The organism is Methylobacterium mesophilicum SR1.6/6 (assembly GCF_000364445.2).
Taxonomy (GTDB): Bacteria; Pseudomonadota; Alphaproteobacteria; order Rhizobiales; family Beijerinckiaceae; genus Methylobacterium; species Methylobacterium mesophilicum_A.
Genome location: NZ_CP043538.1, coordinates 5,897,439 through 5,917,222 on the forward strand (window position 1 = coordinate 5,897,439; position 19,784 = coordinate 5,917,222).

Below are 19,784 nucleotides of genomic sequence, written 5' to 3' on the forward strand. Positions count from 1 at the left end.
GTCTCGCCGCCAGTCTCTTCTTCGATGTGCCCGAAGACCGGAGTGTCGACCGCCTTGCGAAAACCGCAGGCAGCGGCGCGGGGATGGTGTCGCCTCCGCAAGGCGCGCGGGCAAATTTGCAGTTGCCCGACATGGGCCCGGGTCGCGATTAGAAACTGTACCCCACGCGCAACCGCATCTGATGGCGGTCGAAGCTCGTCAGGTCGAGCGGGCCGGGCTCGCCCATCGCCTGCCCGGCGGCCTGAAAGCTCCACGTGAACGAGGCCCAGGCCTGAGTTGACAGGGTCGTGTAGGCCGTCGGTCCGAGATACACGGCCTCGCCCGCGAACCGGTCGAACACCAGACCGTCGTAGGTCCGGGCGTACCGAGCCTCGCCGCCGAGGAAGAGGCCGGGCCGGACGCAGTAGGCCAGCGCCCCCGCCACCTCGATCCCCGATCCGCGCACGGGCGCGTCCATCACGGTCAGCCGCGTCGTCGAGAGCGCGAAGCCGACATTGACGGCGGCGATCAGCTTGCCGGGGATGATCTCGCGGTCCGCCAGCAGGCCGATCTCGGTGCCGAAGCTGCGCGCCGGCACGCCCGACCCGCCGTCGACGGTTCCGTAGCCGGGCACGAGGTTGAGGGTCAGGCCGAAGGGGGCCGTCCGGCGATCCATCAGGCGCACCCGGGTCTCGAGGAAGCCGCCGTTGAAGCCGCCCGTGGTCCGGGTCGGGGTCCCGGGCGCGCCGATGTCGTAGGCGTTGAAGGTGACGCCTGGGGCCAGGCGAAAATCGTTGGTCAGCGGCACCTTCAGCGCCACGGAACTGTCCACGGTCAGGAAACGGGCGACGCGCCTGCCGAGGCGCCCGCTCGTCTCCCATTCCAGCTCCATCTCCCCGGGAACGCCGAGGTCGCTGCCCTCGGTGAAGCCGAACAGATGCTCGCTGTCGAGGTCGCCCGACGTCAGGTTCTCCGCCGCGGTTGGCAGGGACTGGCCCAGCGCTGGTGCCGCGGCCAGTCCGAGCGTCGCGGCGAGCCCGCACAGGACCGATCCCGAGGCCGACAGGCGACCCGAAGCGCCAGTGTGCCGCATAGCCCTGACCCATCTTTATAGCTGATGCTATATCTAATAGGATGGGCGATGCCAGGCTGTCAACGGTCGAGGAGGTCGGGCGGCCTTTCGAAGGAGGTCCGGTCGCGGCCCCCGCGCCGTGCGTGTCGGAGGAGGCGGCGGCGCGCGCTGGCCGCCGCGCCGGTCGCGAGTCTTGGAGATACGGGGCCGCTCACGCGCCCAAGCTCCGGCTCACGCCCGTCCGGTCTCGGCGGTTGTCCCGGCGGGGGGTGTAGACGCGACGGGCCCGGGCTGCCCCCTGCGCGCGCGGCGCTCCTCGATGCGCTGCAGGATCACGTAGAAGGACGGCACGAAAAGCACCGCTAGGCAGGTCGAGGCGAGCATGCCGCTGAACACCGTGATGCCGATCGATTTGCGCGCCGCGGCCCCGGCCCCGGAGGCGGTGACGAGGGGCAGCACGCCGAGGATGAAGGCGAACGAGGTCATCAGGATCGGGCGGAAGCGCAGCCGCGCCGCCTCCACGGCCGCAGCCGCGATGTCGAGGCCGGCCTGCCGCTTCTCGCGCGCGACCTCGACGATCAGGATGGCGTTCTTGCTCGCCAGCGCGATCAGCAGGATGAGGCCGATCTGCGTGTAGAGGTTGTTGGCGACGCCGAGGAGCAGCAGCGCCCCGACCGTGCCGAGCAGCGCCAGCGGCACGCCGAGCAGGACCGCCAGCGGGAGGATCCAGCTCTCGTACTGACCGGCCAGGACGAGGTAGACGAGGAGGATGGCCAGCGCGAACACGAGGTAGATCTGCGCGCCGACCGCCTTCTCCTGGTACGACATCGCCGTCCAGTCGTAGCCCGTGCCCGGCGGCAGCACCTTGGCGGCGATCTGCTGCATCAGGTCCAGCGCCTGCCCGGAGCTGAAGCCCGGCGCCGCCCCGCCGACGATCGTGGCGGTCGGGTAGAGGTTGTACAGGCTGATCAGGGACGGGCCCTGCACCGTCTTGATCTCCACGACGGTGCCGAGCGGCACCATCACGCCGTTGCCGGCGCGCACCTTCAGGTTCTCGACGTCCTCGGCGCGGAGCCGGTAATCGGGCGCGGCCTGCACGTAGACCTGGAAGGTTCGGCCGAACTTGTTGAACTGCGTAACGTAGGACGACCCGACGTAGCTCGACAGCGTCGAGAAGACCTGCCCGACCGTCACGCCGAGCGCCTCGGCCTTCACCCGGTCCACCGCGATCGCGATCTGCGGCACGCCGGCCCGGAACGAGGTGTTGAGCTTGCGCAGCCCGGATTGCGAGTTTCCGTCGGCGACGACCGTCCGGGCGAGGCTCTCCAGCAGCGGGTAGTCGAAGTCGCCGTTGCGCAGCTCGATCTGCATGGTGAAGCCGCTGGCGTTGCCGATACCCTGGATCGGCGGCGGGATCAGCACGAAGGTGGCGGCGTCCTCGACGCCCTCCAGCATCGCGTTGAAGCGCTCGTAGAGGCTGCGCAGATCCTGGCCCTTCTCCCTGGCCCGAGCGTCCCAGTTCTTGAGAACCACGTAGGCGACCCCGGCATTGGGCAGGGTGGCGTTGGAGTCGAGGACCGAGATCCCGCTGATCGACAGAACGTTGTCGACGCCCGGCGTCGCCTTCGCCTGGGCGCTGATCCGCTGCATCACCGCGTCGGTGCGCTCCTTCGAGGCTCCGTCCGGCAACTGGGCGCCGATCAGGACGTAGCCCTGATCCTCGGTGGGCAGGAAGGCGGTGGGCAGGCGGGTCAGCCCCCAGCCGGCGAGCCCGATCAGCAGGAGCGCGACGGCGACCATGAGGCCGCTGCGCCGGACCATGGTAGCGATCAGCCGGGCGTACCAGTTCTCCAAAACGCCGTAGACGCGGTTGAAGCCGCGGTAGAACACGTTCCGCTTCTCCGGTGGCACCGGTTTGCGCAGCCACAGGGCGCACTGGGTCGGCTTCAGGGTGGCGGCATTGATCGCACTGATCAGCGCGGTGGCGGCGATCACCAGGGCGAACTGCTTGTAGAGCTGCCCGGTCAGTCCGGGGAGGAACGCGGCCGGCACGAACACCGACATGAGCACCAGGGTGATGCCGATGATCGGGCCGAACAGCTCCTCCATCGCCTTCTCGGCCGCCGCCCGGGGCGACAGTCCCTCGTCGATGTGGTGGGACACCCCCTCGACGATCACGATGGCGTCGTCCACCACGATGCCGATGGCCAGCACGATGGCGAACAGCGTCGAGAGGTTCACGCTGAAGCCCATCGCCGCCATGGCGGCGAAGGCGCCGATGATCGTCACCGGTACCGTCGTCGCCGGCACCAGCATGGCGCGCCAGTCCTGGACGAAGACCAGGATGACGATCAGGACCAGGACGGCCGCCTCGAACAGCGTCCTGTAGACCTCGTGGATCGATGCCTGCACGAACTCCGTCGTGTCGAACGGGATGGCGTAGACGAGGCCCGACGGGAAGGTCTTCGCGAGCTCGGCCATCCGGGTGCGGACCGCGTTCGCCACCGTCAGCGCGTTCGCCTCGGGCAGCTGGTAGATGCCGATGCCGGCGGCGGGCTGCCCGTTCAGCGTGAAGGACTGGCTGTAGGTCTGCGCGCCGAGCTCGACGCGGCCCACGTCGCGCAGGCGGGTGATGCGGCCGCCATCCTGCGCGTCCGCCTTGATGACGATGTTCTCGAAGTCCGGGGCGTTGTTGAGCCGTCCGTTGACGTTGAGTGTGTACTGGAAGTCCTGGCCGGCCGGGACCGGCGGCATCCCCACGGCGCCCGCGGTGACCTCCTGGCTCTGCTGCTGCACGATGTTGATGATCGCGTCGGGGGTGAGGCCCCGGGCCTGCACCAGGTCGGGATCCAGCCAGATCCGCATCGCGTACTGGCCGGCGCCGAAGACCGTGACGTTGCCGACGCCGGGCAGCCGGGCCAGCTCGTTCTGCACGTTGATGACGCCGTAATTCGACAGGAACAGGCTGTCGAACTTCCCGTCGGTGGCCGACAGTGTCACGAACTGCAGGACCGCGGTGGATTTCTTCTGGGTCGTGACGCCCTGGACCTGGACCGCCTGCGGCAGCGACGACATCGCGATCGCGACGCGGTTCTGCACCAGCACCTGGGCCTGATCGCCGTCCGTCCCGATCGCGAAGGTGACCGTGAGCGTGTAGGTGCCGTCGCTCGCGCTGGTCGACTGCATGTAGAGCATGCCCTCGACGCCGTTGACCTGCTGCTCGATCGGGAGCGCCACCGTGTCGACCACCGTGCGGGCGCTCGCGCCCGGGTAGCGGGTGGTGACTTGGACCGTCGGCGGCACGACGTTGGGATACTGCGACACCGGCAGGTTGAAGAGCGACACCGCGCCGATCAGCACCATGACCAGGGCCAGCACGTTGGCCAGGACCGGCCGCTCGATGAAGAAGCGCGAGATCATGCCGTAGGCCCTCGGTGCCAGCGTCTCAGGGGCGTCCCACCGCATCGGCGGGCCACGGTTTGGCGGAGGCCGCCCCCCGGGCACGGGGAGGATCGGACCCTCGGCCGCGTCGGCGCGGCCGTGTCCCGCGGCCGAGGTCTCACCGCTGGGGCGGCGGCTCGGACGAAGCCTCGGCCACCACCGACTTCTGGGGGGCGACCTTGGCGCCGGGGATCGCCCGCTGGATGCCCTCCGTGACGACCCAGTCGCCGGGCGCGAGCCCCGTCTCGATCACCCGGTAGCGCCCGTCCCGGGGCCCGAGCGTCACCACCCGCTGGGTGACGACGTCGTCGGCGCCGACCGTGAGCACGTAGCTGCCCTGCTGGTTCGTCCCGATGGCGTCGTCGCGGACGAGCAGGGCCTTGTCCTGGCGCCCGACCGGGATCCGGACCCGCACGAACAGGCCCGGGAGGAGCGCGTGGTCGCCGTTCTCGATGAGCGCCCGGGCCATCAGCGTGCCGGTGGACGGATCGACCTGCGGCGCGAGGTAGTCGAGCTTGCCGGCATGTGGATACCCGGTCTCGGTCTGCAGGCCGATCTCCACGAGGATCTTGGACAGGTCGCCCAGCGTCCGGTGGGTCGCGAGCAGATGCTCCTTGACCAGCAGTACCTGCTGCTCGCTGACGTTGAAGTAGACGTAAAGCGGATCGATGCGCACGAGCTGCGCCAGCTTGGTCGGTCCGCTGATGCCGACGAGCGCCCCGACATCCGCGAGGTGATTGGTGACCACGCCGTCGAAGGGCGCGGAGACCTGCGTGTAGCCGAGATTGATGGTGGCGATGTCGAGATTGGCCTGCGCCTCCATCACGGCGGCGCTGGCTTGGTCCTGCTTGGTCTTCGCGTCCTCGACGCGCGCCTGCGAGGCGAATTCCTGCCGACCCAGCGTAGACTGGCGCTGATACTCGGACTGGGCATTCAGCAGGGCGGCCTGCTGTGCCGCCAGGGCGCCCTGCGCCTGCTTGAGCTGCGCCTCGTAGGTGTTGCGCTGGATGGAGAAGAGCGGCGTGCCCTTCTTCACCACGGCGCCGTCCTTGTAGGTGATCGCCTCCAGGAAGCCCTGGACGCGCGCCTCAAGTTCGACGGCCGCGTACGCCTTGGTGTTGCCCGTGAGTTCGAAGTAGCGCGTCACCGTGCGCAGGGCCGGCTGCGCGACCGAGACGCTGGGCGGCGGCGGCGGCACGTATTGATTTGCGTCGCGACACCCGGCAGCGAGTCCGGCGATCGTCGCCAAGGCGAGAAGATGGACGGATCGGGGAAGCTGCAAAACGATCGGCACGGTCGGCACTCAACCTGAGATCGTCACGGGGAGGCGTTCGGTCTTGGTGCTGCCGCGGTCACTGACCGTCCTCGGCCTTGGCTTCCCGGGCAAGGGTCAAGCACTCGAGCAGGTCGACATAGCTCGGCAGGCCATCGAGCTGTGCTTCGGCGGCACAGCGTGTTCGGTCACCGGCAGGATAGCTGGACCAGCGCTTGGCGACCTCCGCACGCGCCGACGCCTCGTCCTGAAGGCAGAGCTTCTGTCGACCGGCATCGAGGGTCATCTGCTTCGTCGCCGCCTGGCAGCTGCCTCGAACGTCGAACGTCGGCACCCGGTCCGAGACGGGCGTCGTCAGCGTCAGCTGCATCAGTACGGCGGGCACGGCAAACATCATGATCGATCCACCCGCACGTCATGCCGACCGGACAGCCCGGTCGATCCTAGCTGTGGCTTTCCCGACAGATGCCGTATCCTGCGGAAATCCAAATTTGCTGCGCAAGATCGATCTGATTCGGATGCCTATACTATATATGTATCACATCATGCGGGACCTATGTTGCATCAAAATTTGTTATCCACGAGGTTGCACTACGCAAATTTATTGCGATCTGACAAGACATAATTAATGATCGCTGAAGCGGCAAAACATACAAGCGTGTATAGATCTGCATCTAATTTGATTGGAATAATTCGCAATGAATATATCGGCGATGAGTGTAAGTTCATAATTGAACGGTGCTCACCCCGCGAAGCTGCCGATTGCGTATCGGACCGCTGTCGTGGTTATCACCGATCTCAGGGAGGCCGAGGTCGTCGGCTCCCCGTTTCGTCCGCGCTCCTAGGCCCGACATGACCCCACGTGGGTACCGGCAGGCGCATATACTGGGCGCCGGCCCAATCGTGTTTGCAGACGGGCCATCGTCAGAACGAGCTGAATGACCGCCTTGGGTCGATCCAGGACTGTTCGCCCGGCCGGCAAGCCGCCTCCGAAGCGGACCCGCCGCTTCCGGCCACGCACGTTCGGCCGCCTCGCGCTGATGCCGGCCGTTCCGACACGCGGTTCGTCTGAAGGCGGACGCGGCCGCGCTCAGTGCGATCTGTTCTTGTCCGCTTGCTTGTCGTGGAAGGAGGCGACCTGAGCCGGCCGCCGGGTTACGCGCATCGCGTAGAAGCATCCGCTCCGGCGCGGGCGTTTCACTCTCGGGCGGCTCAGGCTGGAAGCTCCTTGTTCGCGGTCTCGGGAGCCAGCCAGATTGTCGGCAGGCCGAGGAGGTAGATCAGCGAGATGATCGCCAGGGCCTCCGGATAAGATCCCGTCACCACCACGAGGCCGCCCACGATCGTCGGACCCAGTGCGCCCAGCAGGCGCCCGAAGCTGAAGGCGAAGCCGGATCCGAACGCCCGGCGGCGCGTCGGGAACAGCTCGGGCAGCCAGATGGTGTAATGCGCGAACACCGCGTTGGTGAAGAAGCCGACGAGCGGAAGCAACGCGATGAACAGCGTCACGCTATCGAACCAGACGGCGGCGCCGAGATAGGCGACGAGGTTGATGGTGAAGGCGCCGAGGAAGAAGGCCGTGGCCGTCCTGCGGCGGCTGCCGAACCACGTTGCGATGAACGGCATCGCGAGGCAGCCGATCAGCGTCCCGATGTTGGTGATGATGCCGCTGATCGCCGCCACCTTCTGCGCGGCGGCCGGCGTCGATCCGGTCGCCACGAGCTTGCTGATCACCAGGGTCGGCGCCCAGTAGGTCGAGGACCACAGGCCCAGGATGATGCACGACATCATCAGCCCGGCCGCCCAGGTGGTGCGGGCCTGCGGGCCCACGAACATGTCGGCAAGGCTCGGCGCATCGGTCCCGCGCTCGGTCCGCGCCTGCCGCGCCCGGGGCGGCTCCTGGACGGTGGCGCGGATCGCCACCACGAGGAGAGCGGGTAGCACGCCCAGGAAGAACATGCCCCGCCAGCCGATCACCGGGGCGAGGAAGGAGGCGGCCGCGCCCAGCAGCAGGCCTGTCGGGGTCGCGGTGTGGAGCCAGCCCGCGAGCCGCACGCGCTGGTGCTCGCTCACCGATTCGTGGAGCAGCGGCGTGCCGGCCGCCCATTCGCCGCCGACGCCGAACCCCGCGCAGAACCGGAACACCGCGAAGGAGGCGAGCCCGCCCGCGAGGCCGCAGAGCCCGGTGAAGATCGAGTAGACCAGGATCGTCAGGCACATCACCTTCACGCGCCCGATCCGGTCGGCGAGCCAGCCCCAGAACATCGAGCACGCCCAGCCCAGCATGAAGATCGAGAAGAAATAGCCGCCGTAGAGCGCGATCGTGCCGCGCGCAGGCTCGATGCCCCCGGCCGCGAGGAGCTCCGACACCGCCGGGACCAGCACGAAGATATAGATGGCCGAGTCGAAGCCATCGAGCATCCAGCCCGCCCAGGTGATCCAGAAAACCCGGGTGCTCGAGGCCGCCCGCGCGGCCGGGGTGGCGCGGTCCGGGACCGCGGCGAGGCTCAAGCGGTCCATGGGCGTCTCCGATCCGGCATCCGATCCGTCATGAGGTCCTCCCTCGTGGCCGCCCGGCCTCGGGGCCGGGCTGGCGCGCCTTCAGATCACGCGTTTCTCCCGCAGCGCCGTGACCGCCTGCGCGTCGAAGCCGAAGGCGTGCAGGATCGCCTCGCTCTGCGCGCCGAGATCGGGCGCCGCCGTCCGCACGTGCCCGTCCGAGCGGGACATCCGGATCGGCTGGGCGACCAGATCGATGCGCCCGAGGCGCGGGTGCTCCACCGTCTCGGCCATGCCGAGATGCTGCACCTGCGGATCGGCAAAGACCTGATCCATCGTGTAGACCGGACCGCAGGCGATCTCGGCGTCGTTCAGGGCCTCGACCCAGTGGGCGGCGTTCCGGGTCCGGGTCACAGCGGCGATTGCGTCGGCGAGGTCGTGGCGGTTGCGGCCGCGCGCCGGCTGATCGGCGAAGCGCGGGTCCTCGGCCCATTCGGGATGGCCCAGCACCGCGCACAGGCGCCGCCACATGGCCTCGCCGATCGGCGCGATGTTGACGTGCCCGTCGGCGGTCGGGAACGCGCCCATCGGGCTCGCGGTCGGATGGTGGTTGCCGATCTGCGGCGGGATTTCGTGGTCCATGGTCCAGCGCGCCGCCTGGAAGTCGAGCAGGGCGATCTGCGCCTGCAGGAGCGAGGTCTGCACCCACTGCCCCTGGCCCGATTGCTCCCGCTCCAGGAGCGCGGTCAGGATGCCGAGGGCGCAGTACAGGCCGGCGCTCGAATCGGCGACCGCGATGCCGGCCCGCACCGGCCCCCCGCCGGCCTCGCCGGTGATCGACATCAGCCCGCCCATCCCCTGCGCGATCTGATCGAGCCCGGGACGCATGCGGTAGGGGCCGTCCTGCCCGTAGCCGGAGATGCTGGCGTAGACGAGCCGGGGATTCTCGGCGGCCAGCGCCGCGTAACCGATGCCGAGGCGGTCCTTCACGTCCGGCCGGAAGTTCTCGACGAGCACGTCGGCCGAGCGCGCGAGCCGCTTCAGCACGGCGACGCCCTCGGGCTGCTTCAGGTCGAGGGTGAGGCTGCGCTTGTTGCGATGCAGGTTCTGGAAGTCTGAGCCGTCGCGGTTGCCGCCGATCCGGTCGCCCCCGGGGGGCTCGATCTTGATGACGTCGACGCCCCAGTCGGCGAGCTGGCGCACGGCCGTCGGGCCCGAGCGCACGCGGGTGAGGTCCAGCACCGTGAAGCGGCTCAACGCATGGGCGGAGGGCATGGACGTCTCCCGGTTTCGCGCGGCGTGATGAATGGGGGGCCGGTTCAGGGGCAGGGCGCTCAGCGGCCCTTGAAGTTCGGCGGCCGCTTCTCGCGGAAGGCGATCGGGCCCTCCCGGTAATCCTCGCTGGCGAAGCAGGCCTTGATCGCGCGGTCGATGGCGGCGAGGGCGTCCGGGCCGGGCTCGGTGGTGGCCGCGTCGATGGCGAGCTTGGCGGCCGCGATGGTCAGCGGCGCATTGGCGGCGACGCGGGTCCCGTAGGCTCGGACCTCCTCCTCCAGCGCATCCTTGGGAACAATCCGGTTGATCAGCCCCATGCTCAGCGCCTCGGCGGTGTCGAACTGGCGTGCCGAGTAGAAGATGTCCTTGGCGCGCGAGGGGCCGACCACGTCGACGAGGCGGCGCATGCCGGCGTAGCGGTAGCCCAGGCCGAGCCTGGCCGCGGGGATAGCGAAGCGCGTGCCCTCCGCGGCGAAGCGCAGGTCGCAGGCTAGCGCGAGGGCGAGGCCGCCGCCGATGCAGTAGCCGCGCACCATGGCGAGGGTGGGCTTGGGGCAGGTCTGGATGATCGCGGTCGCCGCGTCCGCGGCGGCGTTGTAGGCCATCTGGGCCTCGCTGGAGCCGCGCCTGGTCTCGAACTCGGAGATGTCGGCGCCGGATACGAACGCCTTCTCGCCCGCGCCCTTCAGCGCGAGGATGCGGATCTCCGGATCCTCCGCGAGGCCGGCGATCACCTCGGGCACGCCGCGCCACATCTCGAACGTCATGGCGTTGTGCTTGGCGACATTGCTGAAGATCAGCCAGCCGATCGGCCCGTCCCGCTGCACAATGAGTTGGGGGTCTGCCATGGCTATCCTTGAGCGGTGCGGGGCGAGTCGGCTAGCGGCGCAACGCCGGTCACGAGACCCTTCGACGGGTGGGGCTCGCCGCCGACCCGCTCAGGATCGAGACTCGCGGTGCCGCCCTCCTTGAGGAACAGCGTCGTGACGAAGGTGCAGGCGATGCAGGCGCTGACGTAGTAGAAGAACAGGGTCTCATGGCCGAGATGCTTGAACCACAACCCGACATACTCGGCGCTGCCGCCGAAAACGGATGTCGCCAGGGTGTAGGGAAGGCCGACGCCGAGGACCCGCACGCTCGTGGGGAAGAGTTCGGCCTTCACGACTGAGTTGACCGACGTGTAGCCGGACACGATGACCAGCGCGATCATCAGCAGGATCAGCGCCGACCGCGCATCGTGGACCCGGGTCATCGCGGTCATCAGCGGCACGGTGCCGAGCGTCCCGAGGACACCGAAGGCGAGCAGCAGGGGCTTGCGCCCGATCCGGTCCGACAGCGCCCCGAGCAGCGGCTGCAGCAAGGCGAACACGAACAGCGTGGCGCAGGAGACCAGCGTCGTCTGATCCCGCGTCAGCCCGGCCGAGTTCGACAGGAACCGGTGCATGTAGACCGTGTAGGTGAAGAACGCGACCGTGCCGCCGACCGTCATGCCGGCGACCAGGACCAGGGCGCGCGGTTGGGCTAGGAGGCGCAAGGTCGGCCGCTCCGCCGTGCCCCGGCGCTCGAGCGCCCTGAACTGGTCGGTCTCGTCGATGTTCCGGCGCAGGGCGTAGCCGATGACCGCGCAGGCTGCACCGATGGCGAACGGGACGCGCCAGCCCCAGGCGGCGATCTGGTCGGAACTCAGGAGCGCCCGCATCACCACCAGCAGGAAGGTCGCCAGCAGCTGGCCCGAGATCAGCGTCACGTAGTTGAAGCTGCTGAAGAAGCCGCGGCGGCGCGGATCCGCGATCTCCGTCAGGTAGACCGAACTCGCCCCGTACTCGCCGCCGAGCGACAGGCCCTGCAGCATGCGCGCGAGCAGGAGCATCGCAGGCGCCAGGATACCTGCCTGCTCGTAGGTCGGGCAGATCGCGATCAGCAGCGACCCCGCGCACATCAGGGTCACGCACAGACTCAGCGCGGTGCGCCGCCCGTGCCGGTCGGCGTAGACGCCGAAGATCCAGCTCCCGAGGGGCCGCAGCAGGAAGCCCAGGGCGAAGATCCCGGCGGCGTTGAGGAGCTGCACGTTTGGCGAATCGCCGGGGAAGAACTGCGGCGCGAAGTAGAGGGAGAACGCCGTGTAGATGTGCAGGTCGAACCACTCGATCAGGTTGCCCACCGACCCGCCAAGGATCGAGGCGACGCGGTGGTGGAGGGCGGGGCGCGCCTCCCCGAGGGCGGTGTCGGTTGCGAGCATCGCGGATCGCTCCGTCATCGTGGCGCGGAGGCGGCGAGGCGCCGCTCGAAGGCGGGGGCGAGCAGGGCCTGCACGCCCCCCAGGAAGGCGATCGCGGCCAGGAACAGGAGGCCGTAGGTGAATTGCCCCGTCGCATCCTTGATCCAGCCGACGAGGTAGGGGGGCAGGAAGCCCGACAGGTTGCCGAGCGCCGTCACCATGGCGATCGAGCCGGCCGCCGCCGGGCCGGGAAAGCTCTCGGTGTAGAGAGCGAGCGAGGGACCTTTCAGCCCGTAGATGCCGATCATCACCACGCAGATCGCGGCGAACTGCGCGAGCGGCGCGGCGAGCCAGACCGAAGCGGTGAGGCCGGCGGCGACCAGGAAGGTCATGGCGGCGGTCGGCACGATCCGGTCCGCGTGCCGGTCCGACCACCAGCCGCCCAGCACCATCGCGAGGGTGCCGAACGCGTAGGGGATCGCGGTCACGAAGCCGGTCTGGGCGTTGGTCAGGCCGGCGGCCTTGACGATCTGCGGCAGCCACAGGCTCAGGCCGTAGCTCGCCGTCGTGACGTTGAAGAACAGGAACGCGTAGAACAGCACCCGCGGATCGCGGATCGTCGCCCAGACGTTCGGCGCGGCATGCGGCCGGGCCGGCTCGGCCGCAAGCGTCCGGCGCAGCCAGTCCCGCTGCTCGCGGTTGAGCCATTCGGCCTTGTCGGGCGTGTCGGTCAGGACGAACAGCAGCAGCACGCCCAGGAAGACCGCCGGCAGCCCTTCGAGGATGTACATCCACTGCCAGCCGGACAGCCCGAGCCACCCGTCGAGACCCAGCAGCAGCCCCGAGATCGGCGCGCCGACGAGGCTCGACACCGCCATGCCCACCAGCATGATGCCGATGCAGCGGGCGCGGTACGCCTTCGGGTACCAGAGCGCGGCGAACAGCAGCAGGCCGGGGAAGAACCCGGCCTCCGCGACGCCGAGCAGGAACCGGGCGATGCAGAACGAGACCGGCCCGGTCACGAGTGCCATCCCGGCCGAGATGAAGCCCCAGGTGATCATGATGCGGGACAGCCAGAGTCGGGCGCCGACCCGGCCCATCATCACGTTGCTCGGATACTCGAACAGGAAGTAGCCGAGGAAGAAGATGCCCGCGCCCCAGCCGTAGGCGGTGGCCGAGAGGCCGAGCTCCCGGTTGGCGGTCAGCGCCGCGAAGCCGACATTCACCCGGTCGATGAACGAAACCATGTAGGCGACGACGAGGATCGGCATGAACCGCCGGTTGATCCGGCGGATCGTGTCACGCTCCAGGTCCGTCACCCCGTCCGACCGCGTGCCGTCCTGTACGGCGAGGCCGGCGGGGATTGCCCGCGTGTCCATGCGCTCTCCTCCCTGGAGGCCGCCGGCCGGTCTCGCGGCTCTGGCGGGTGTGGTCTTGCGGCCGGAACGCCTAGTCCGGTCCCGGCCGCCCGAGCTGCGCCACGGTTTCCGCCGGGGCGGTGTCGAGCACGCGCAGGGTCGCGAGGAGATCGGCCGCCGCTGCGTCCCCCACGGCGGGGCTTGCGAGTTCGCGGAATTTGTCGGCCAGCTCGTTGTCGGTGAGCGGCGCGTCCGGATCGCCCTTGCGGGTCGGCTGGCGCTGCGCGAAGCTCCTTCCATCCGTCAGGGTGACGGTCACGACGGCCGAGCGCCGGGCCGGGAACGCGGCCTCGCAGTCCGGATCGACCACCATGGCGACGCGGCGCATCAGCGCCTGGACCCGCGGATCGGCGAGGCGCTCCGGCGAGACCGCGTCGAGCCGCACGCTGCCGTGCACGAGGGCGCTCGCCACCGTGAAGGGCGTCGAGAACCGCCCCTCGAAGGGCGTCGCGACCGCGCGCCGGTCGGTGACGTCGAGGGCCGTCCGGTAGGTGCCGATGGTGATGGCCTCGATGGCGTCGAGGTCGAGACCCGGCCGCAGCGCCAGGGCCGCGTCGATGGCCGCGAAGGCGTGGCCGCAGCAGCCGTGGTTCTTGAACGTCATGGCGCAGATGTTGTAGCGGCGCCCCAGATCCGCGACGGCGCGTGGCCAGTCCGCGCCCCGGCTCATCGCGGCCCCGAAGCCGGCCTCCCCCTCCAGCACGTCGAGGGCGCCGGTGACGCCGCGGCTGGCCGCCAGGGCGGAGAGCGCCCCGGCCTCCGCGGCGTGCCCGGCATGGAGCGGCTTCGACATGGCGTCGGAGCGGAAGGCTTGCTGGAGCCCGGCCGCCATCGTGGCGGCGGTGGCGAGCGCATGGGCGAAGCGCCCGGCATCGAGGCGGAGCAGGGAAGCGGTCGCGGCGGCGGCCCCGAAGGTGCCGATCGTGCCGGTGGTGTGCCAGTAGCGGTAGTGCGAGGGCTGCACCGCCACGCCGATGCGCGTCGAGACCTCGTAGCCGATCACGATGGCGCGCAGCAGCGCCGCCCCGTCGGCGCCGACCGTCTGCGCCGCCGCGAGCGCCGCGCCGATCACCGGGCAGCCCGGATGGTAGATCGCATCGCGGAAGATGTCGTCGAACTCGATGCTATGCGAGGCGGTGGCGTTGATCAGCGCCGCCGTGCGCAACGGAGCCCGGCGCCCGGTACCGTACACCACGGCGCCGCCTTCCGCCCCGAACTCGTCCGCGAGGGCCGCGGTCAGCAGGGTCGCGGGCGGGAGCTGTGCGCCCGGCAGGAGCGCGGCGAACCAGTCGATCAGGGCGCGCTTGGCGTGGTGCAGCACTTCCTCCGGCAGCGATCGCTCGCCCTCGGAGGCGGCGTAATCCGCCAGCGCTTCGATCACCGTGCCCGAGTGAGCCGCGGTCATGGCGGTCAATCCCGGTAGGTCGGGTCGATCCGGTCGAGCTTGCGCAGGAGCGCGGGCCATTCGAGCACGCCGAACGGGCGGCGCACCTCCGGCCGGTAGAGGTGGTTGGTCTTGGCGATGACCGCGTCGGAGGGCAGGACGAGGTCGGTGCTCGCCGCCATCGCCATGAGCTGCGCCTTGCAGGCGAGTTCCGCGCGGTAGATGTTGCTGAAGGCCTGCGGCACGGTCGGTCCGACCACCAGCAGGCCGTGGTTGCGCAGGATCATCAGGTCGGCGTCGCCGAGATCCTCCACGATGCGCTTCTGCTCGTCGAGATCGACCGCCACGCCCTCGTAATCGTGGTAGGCGACCGTCGAGAAGCGCATCGCCGTCTGGGTCATCGGCAGGAGGCCGCACTTCATGGCCGAGATCGCCATGCCGGCTGGCGTGTGCGTGTGGATCACGCAATCGACCTCGTGCCGCGCCCGGTGGACCGCGCTGTGGATCACGAAGCCGGCCCGGTTCACGCCATAATCGAAGTCGGGCTTGTCGACGATGTTGCCTTCGAAATCGATCTTCACGAGGTTCGAGGCTGAGATCTCCTCGTAGAGCAGCCCGTAGGCATTGATCAGGAAATGCTCCGGCTCACCGGGGACGCGAACCGAGATGTGGTTCGCGATCATGTCGGTCATGTCCCAGAGGGCGACCAGCCGGTAGCAGGCCGCGAGGTTGACCCGCGCCTCCCATTCCTCGGGTGAGACGCGATCGCGCATCGAAGGAAGGTCGAGATCGTAGCGATTCCCCCGAAGCTCGGCGATGCCGTCCGTCATCCGCGCCTCCCGTCTGTCCGGCGCAGGGCCTGCTGGTCCGGCGCATCGGCGTGTCTTGACCGAAGGGTCGCTCACTTCCGAAAAATTTACAACCGTGAATTTTTAGGTTCGACCAGTGGCGGGCCGACGATGCTGCGCAGGCTCGCCAGGATCCGCTCCCGGTTCGGTTCGAGCCGTGACAGGGGGCCGGCGATGCCGAGGACGGTGGCGCGCCCGTCCGCCATCTTGGGCGCCAGCACCGCCATGGTCCCGGCACCCTCGGTGACTTGGTTGGCCGACCACGCGTGGCCGGCGGCGCGGATCTCTTGGAGTCCGTCCCAGAAGGTATCGAGATCGAGGCTCACGCCGCCGCGCCGGTTGAGCTGGCGCACGAGGCGGGCGACGGCATCGCGGGACTGGTGCGCGAGCAGCATGCGCCCGGCCGCCGTCGCGTGGATCGGCCGGAACGTGCCCGGGTGCAGGTGGTAGCGCAGCAGATGGCGGGCCTGGACGACGTGGATGTACTGGACGTGGAGATCGTTCTGCATGCCGAGCACGACCGTCTCGCCGGTCGCCTCCTGCAGCGCCTCCATCAGCCGGATCAGAACACCGTCACGGAAGACGCAGGCCTGCACCCAGGCGCCCAGCATCGCGACCCGCATGGTCGGGCTGTAGGTGCGCCGCTCGAAATCGTAGGAGAGATAATCGAGGGTGAGCAGGCTCTTGAGCAGGGCCAGAGTGCTTGAGGCCGGGTAGCCCAGCGCCCCCGCGATCTCGGTGAGGGATTGCGGGCACTGCACGCGGTCGAAATGCTCCAGCACCTCGACCACCCGGCGCGCCGACTTCACGGCCGCGCCCTGAGCCTCGGGCGGGACCTCCGCGCGCACCGTCACGACGCCCGCACCGCGATCTGGTCATTCACATATATGAAACGCATGTCCCGGTCCGGCCGGCCCGTCACCCGAGCGACCGCTCGTTGATACCGGAAGGCGAGGGGACCCGGTAGCGTCGGCACTCACGGGAAGCCGTAGAGCGCGCCCGGGTTGTCCACCAGGATGCGGCGCAGGACGCGGTCGTCGGTCCAGCGCCGCAGCGCCCGCAGGAGGTTCGCGTCGGACGGCACGCCGCGGTCAGTCGCGCCGCCGAAATAGTTGATGTGCGGCCAGTCGCTGCCCCAGACGAGGCGTTCCGGGTTGGCCGCGATCAGGGCGGCGGCGAACGGGTCGACGTCGCCATAGGGCGGCCCCGTGACGGTGAGGCGGTCCGCCCCCGAGATCTTGGTCCAGGCCGCGCCGTCTGCCACCAGCCGGCACAGCAGCGCGAAGCCCGGGTCGTCGACGCCCCGGGCCGTGCTCATGCGGCCCATGTGGTCGATCACCACCGGCATGCCGCAGGCGGCCAGGCTCGGCCAGAGTTCAGGCAGGTCCGGCGCGTGCAGCCATGCCTGGAGGTGCCATCCCCGCGCCCGCAGCCGGGGCGCGAGCGTCTGCAGGGCCTCAAGCCCCATGCCGTTGCGGTAGACCTGATGTCCGTCGCGCCGGAACAGGTTGACGCGCACGCCGCGCACGCCGGCCTGCGCCATGGCGTCGAGATCGGCCTCGCCGACGCCCTCGGACAGGACGGCGACGCCGCGGAGGCGGTCTGGGGCCAGCGCGAGCGCCTCCAGCATGGCGTGATTGTCGGCGCCGTAGGCGCTGGCGGTGACGATCACGCACCGCGCGAGGCCCATTGCGTCGAGCTGCCTCAAAAGGGCGGGACCATCGTTCTCCGGCGGCGTGTAGCTGCGCTCCCCCGACAGGGGATGGCGCGCGAAGGGCCCGAACACGTGTGTGTGGCTGTCGCAGGCGCCCTCCGGCAGCGGGAAACCCGGCGCCTCGGGTGCCGGAGGGGGCAGGCAGTCGCGGCTCATGGGATCCTCCGACCTGGATCGGCCGCCTCTCATGGCGCATCGCAGATCCGGTAACAATGCACAGACATGAATTAAGTCGTATGAGTTACCCCGTTGACTGGACACATTCGCCAATTTCTTACACATTCGTGAAATTGGTGGCTGCGACGCCGTCAATCTGGGGCCCAGGGCGGCCCGGCCCGATCGACGAACGGGAGACCCATGACGTCAGGCGCCAAGCCACTGACCGGGCCTATCGAGGCTGTGCCCGGCACGGCGGCGACCGGGATACCCGCGTCAGCAGGTCGGCGCAGGAGGCCGTTTGCCCTGGCGCTGGCGGATTACGAAGCGGCGGCGCGTCGCCGACTGCCGCGTCCCGTCTTCGGCTACATCGCCGGCGCCGCGGAGACGAACGCCGCGTTGGACGACAATCGACAGGCGCTGCGTGAATACGGTTTCGTGCCGCGCGTGCTTGTCGGGGTGGGTGCGCGCAAGACAGCCACGCCGATGTTCGGCCGCGACTACGCCGCGCCGTTCGGCATCGCCCCGATGGGCCTGAGCGCCTTGGCGGCCTATCGCGGGGACATCGCCCTCGCCGCGGCCGCGCGAGCGGCCCGGGTGCCGATGATCATGAGCGCGTCCTCCCTGATCCGCATGGAGGACGTGATCCCTCACAATCCGGAGGCGTGGTTCCAGGCCTACCTGCCCGGCGAGCCCGACCGGATCGTGGCCCTGATCGACCGGATCGCCGCCGCGGGCTTCGGCACGCTGGTCGTGACCGTCGACACCGTGATCTCAGGCAACCGCGAGAACATCACCCGCACCGGCTTCTCGACCCCGCTCCGGCCGAGCCTGCGGCTCGCCCTCGACGGGCTCGCGCGCCCGCGCTGGACCGCGGGCACGTTCTTGCGCACGCTGGCGCGCCACGGCATGCCGCATTTCGAGAATTCCCATGCGGCACGCGGGGCGCCGATCCTGTCCGCGTCGGTGCTGCGGGATTTCGGCAACCGGGATCACCTGTGCTGGGATCACCTGCGGCTGGTGCGGGATCGCTGGCGCGGCCGGCTGGTCGTCAAGGGGATCATGGCGGCCGCCGACGCGCGCACCGCCCGGGATCTCGGCGCCGACGGGGTGATCCTGTCGAACCACGGCGGGCGCCAGCTCGACGCGACGGTCTCGCCATTGCGCACGCTCCCCGCCGTGGTGCAGGCACTCGGCGGCACGATCCCGGTGATGATCGATAGCGGCTTTCGCCGCGGCACCGACGTGCTCAAGGCGATGGCGCTCGGCGCCGCCTTCGTCTTCGTCGGGCGGCCCTTCCTGTACGCCGCCTCCCTGGGCGGCCGGGCCGAGGTCGAGCGCGCGATCACGATCCTGAAGGACGAGGTCGGGCGCAACATGGGCCTTCTGGGCGTGAACGCCCTGTCTGAGCTCGGGCCCGACCGGCTGCACCGGATTCCGTCCGGCCCGAACAGCTGACAGTTCGAGGAAGCCGCCCGAGGAAGCAGCCCGCATGCGTGCTCCATCATCATCGCCGGTCGGATCGGATGCGCCGAAGCCGGAGGTGCTTCTGGCGATCGACCTCGCGCCCTTCGCTCTCGATCGGCTGCGGACGCAGTGCATCGTGCACCAGGCGGTCACCCCCGAGGCGCGCGCGGAGGTCGCCGCGCGCGCCGGCGGGCACATCCGGGCGATCATCACGAACGGCACGACGTCGATCCCGGCCGCCCTGATCGACCGGTTGCCGGATCTCGGCATCATCTGCGCCCAGGGCGTCGGCTACGAGGGCGTCGACCTCGCGGCGGCCCGCGCCCGCGGGATCGTCGTCACGCACGGCACCGGCACCAACGCCGATTGCGTGGCCGATCACGCGCTGGCCCTGTTCCTGGCGGTGCTGCGCGACATCCCGCGCTTCGACGCCGCCGTGCGGGCGGGCCGCTGGCGGGAGGGCGGGACGGCCCGGCCGGGCGCGCACGGCAAGCGTGCCGCCATCCTGGGCCTCGGCGGGATCGGCAGCCGCATCGCCCGGCGGTGCGCCGGCTTCGACATGGCGGTGCGCTACCACAACCGTCGGCCTGTTCCGGATGTCCCGTGGGCGTACGCGTCGAACCTCGGCGAGCTCTGCGCCTGGGCGGATGTGCTGTTCGTGGCGCTGCCGGGCGGGGCCACGACCCGCCACTGCGTCGGACGCGCGGCCCTCGCCGCACTCGGACCGTCCGGCTTCCTCGTCAATGTCGGGCGCGGTTCCGTGGTCGACACCGACGCGCTGGTCGAGGCCTTGACGGCGGGCGGCCTCGCGGGGGCGGGGCTCGACGTGATCGAGGGCGAGCCCGAGGTGCCGGCGGCGCTGCGCGCCCTGCCCAACGTCGTGCTGTCGCCGCACATCGCCGGCCGCTCGCCGGAGACCATGGAGGCGACGATCGGACAGGTCGTCGGAAACCTCGCCGCCTTCTTCGCGGGTGCGCCCGTGCTCTCGCCGATCCCCGACCTCGCCTGAACCGCCCACCGCACCCGCTGTCCGGAGCACC

The 19,784-nt window shown here is 69.7% G+C and carries 15 protein-coding genes; 2 read left to right on the top strand and 13 right to left on the bottom strand.

The window, feature by feature from the left end:
- Window positions 1-148 precede the first annotated feature (148 nt).
- The 13 genes from MMSR116_RS27895 to MMSR116_RS27955 all read right to left on the bottom strand — a co-directional run bounded on the left by MMSR116_RS27895 (window position 149) and on the right by MMSR116_RS27955 (window position 17,277).
- Window positions 149-1,072 carry a hypothetical protein gene (locus MMSR116_RS27895; protein WP_010684171.1) on the bottom strand — a complete coding sequence of 308 codons (924 nt, stop codon included), beginning with the start codon at window positions 1,070-1,072 and terminating at the stop codon, window positions 149-151.
- Window positions 1,073-1,282: 210 nt separating this feature from the next.
- Window positions 1,283-4,471 (bottom strand): efflux RND transporter permease subunit, encoded by a 3,189-nt coding sequence (locus MMSR116_RS27900; RefSeq protein WP_039893310.1) that lies wholly within the window; start codon window positions 4,469-4,471, stop codon window positions 1,283-1,285.
- 139 nt (window positions 4,472-4,610) lie between these two features.
- The gene (locus MMSR116_RS27905; protein WP_010684173.1) at window positions 4,611-5,786 is read right to left on the bottom strand and encodes an efflux RND transporter periplasmic adaptor subunit; all 1,176 of its coding nucleotides are present in this window, start codon (window positions 5,784-5,786) and stop codon (window positions 4,611-4,613) included.
- A 58-nt stretch (window positions 5,787-5,844) separates the two neighbouring features.
- A complete protein-coding gene (locus tag MMSR116_RS27910) occupies window positions 5,845-6,162 on the bottom strand; it encodes a hypothetical protein (RefSeq protein WP_244625548.1) in 318 nt (105 codons plus the stop codon).
- Between the two features lie 815 nt (window positions 6,163-6,977).
- Window positions 6,978-8,285 (bottom strand): MFS transporter, encoded by a 1,308-nt coding sequence (locus MMSR116_RS27915; RefSeq protein ID WP_010684176.1) that lies wholly within the window; start codon window positions 8,283-8,285, stop codon window positions 6,978-6,980.
- 81 nt (window positions 8,286-8,366) lie between these two features.
- The gene (locus tag MMSR116_RS27920; RefSeq protein ID WP_010684177.1) at window positions 8,367-9,539 is read right to left on the bottom strand and encodes a CaiB/BaiF CoA transferase family protein; all 1,173 of its coding nucleotides are present in this window, start codon (window positions 9,537-9,539) and stop codon (window positions 8,367-8,369) included.
- A gap of 59 nt (window positions 9,540-9,598) precedes the next feature.
- Window positions 9,599-10,387: an enoyl-CoA hydratase gene (locus tag MMSR116_RS27925; RefSeq protein ID WP_010684178.1), complete on the bottom strand. Its 789-nt coding sequence runs from the start codon at window positions 10,385-10,387 to the stop codon at window positions 9,599-9,601.
- A gap of 2 nt (window positions 10,388-10,389) precedes the next feature.
- Window positions 10,390-11,778, bottom strand: coding sequence for an MFS transporter (locus MMSR116_RS27930; RefSeq protein ID WP_010684179.1), 1,389 nt, complete (start codon window positions 11,776-11,778; stop codon window positions 10,390-10,392).
- Window positions 11,779-11,792: 14 nt separating this feature from the next.
- The gene (locus MMSR116_RS27935; protein WP_010684180.1) at window positions 11,793-13,136 is read right to left on the bottom strand and encodes an MFS transporter; all 1,344 of its coding nucleotides are present in this window, start codon (window positions 13,134-13,136) and stop codon (window positions 11,793-11,795) included.
- Between the two features lie 70 nt (window positions 13,137-13,206).
- Entirely contained in the window at window positions 13,207-14,580 is a 1,374-nt protein-coding gene (locus MMSR116_RS27940; RefSeq protein ID WP_010684181.1) for an MmgE/PrpD family protein, read from the bottom strand.
- Between the two features lie 5 nt (window positions 14,581-14,585).
- The gene (locus tag MMSR116_RS27945) at window positions 14,586-15,389 is read right to left on the bottom strand and encodes a class II aldolase/adducin family protein (RefSeq protein WP_010684182.1); all 804 of its coding nucleotides are present in this window, start codon (window positions 15,387-15,389) and stop codon (window positions 14,586-14,588) included.
- A gap of 86 nt (window positions 15,390-15,475) precedes the next feature.
- Window positions 15,476-16,261 carry an IclR family transcriptional regulator gene (locus tag MMSR116_RS27950; protein WP_010684183.1) on the bottom strand — a complete coding sequence of 262 codons (786 nt, stop codon included), beginning with the start codon at window positions 16,259-16,261 and terminating at the stop codon, window positions 15,476-15,478.
- Window positions 16,262-16,383: 122 nt separating this feature from the next.
- Window positions 16,384-17,277 (bottom strand): amidohydrolase family protein, encoded by an 894-nt coding sequence (locus tag MMSR116_RS27955; RefSeq protein WP_010684184.1) that lies wholly within the window; start codon window positions 17,275-17,277, stop codon window positions 16,384-16,386.
- Between the two features lie 201 nt (window positions 17,278-17,478).
- Here MMSR116_RS27955 and MMSR116_RS27960 point away from each other — a divergent pair, with 201 nt between their 5' ends.
- Both MMSR116_RS27960 and MMSR116_RS27965 read left to right on the top strand, forming a co-directional pair.
- Entirely contained in the window at window positions 17,479-18,735 is a 1,257-nt protein-coding gene (locus MMSR116_RS27960) for an alpha-hydroxy acid oxidase (protein WP_010684185.1), read from the top strand.
- Between the two features lie 34 nt (window positions 18,736-18,769).
- Complete coding sequence (locus tag MMSR116_RS27965; protein WP_010684186.1) at window positions 18,770-19,753, top strand: 2-hydroxyacid dehydrogenase; 984 nt, start codon at window positions 18,770-18,772, stop codon at window positions 19,751-19,753.
- Window positions 19,754-19,784 lie beyond the last annotated feature (31 nt).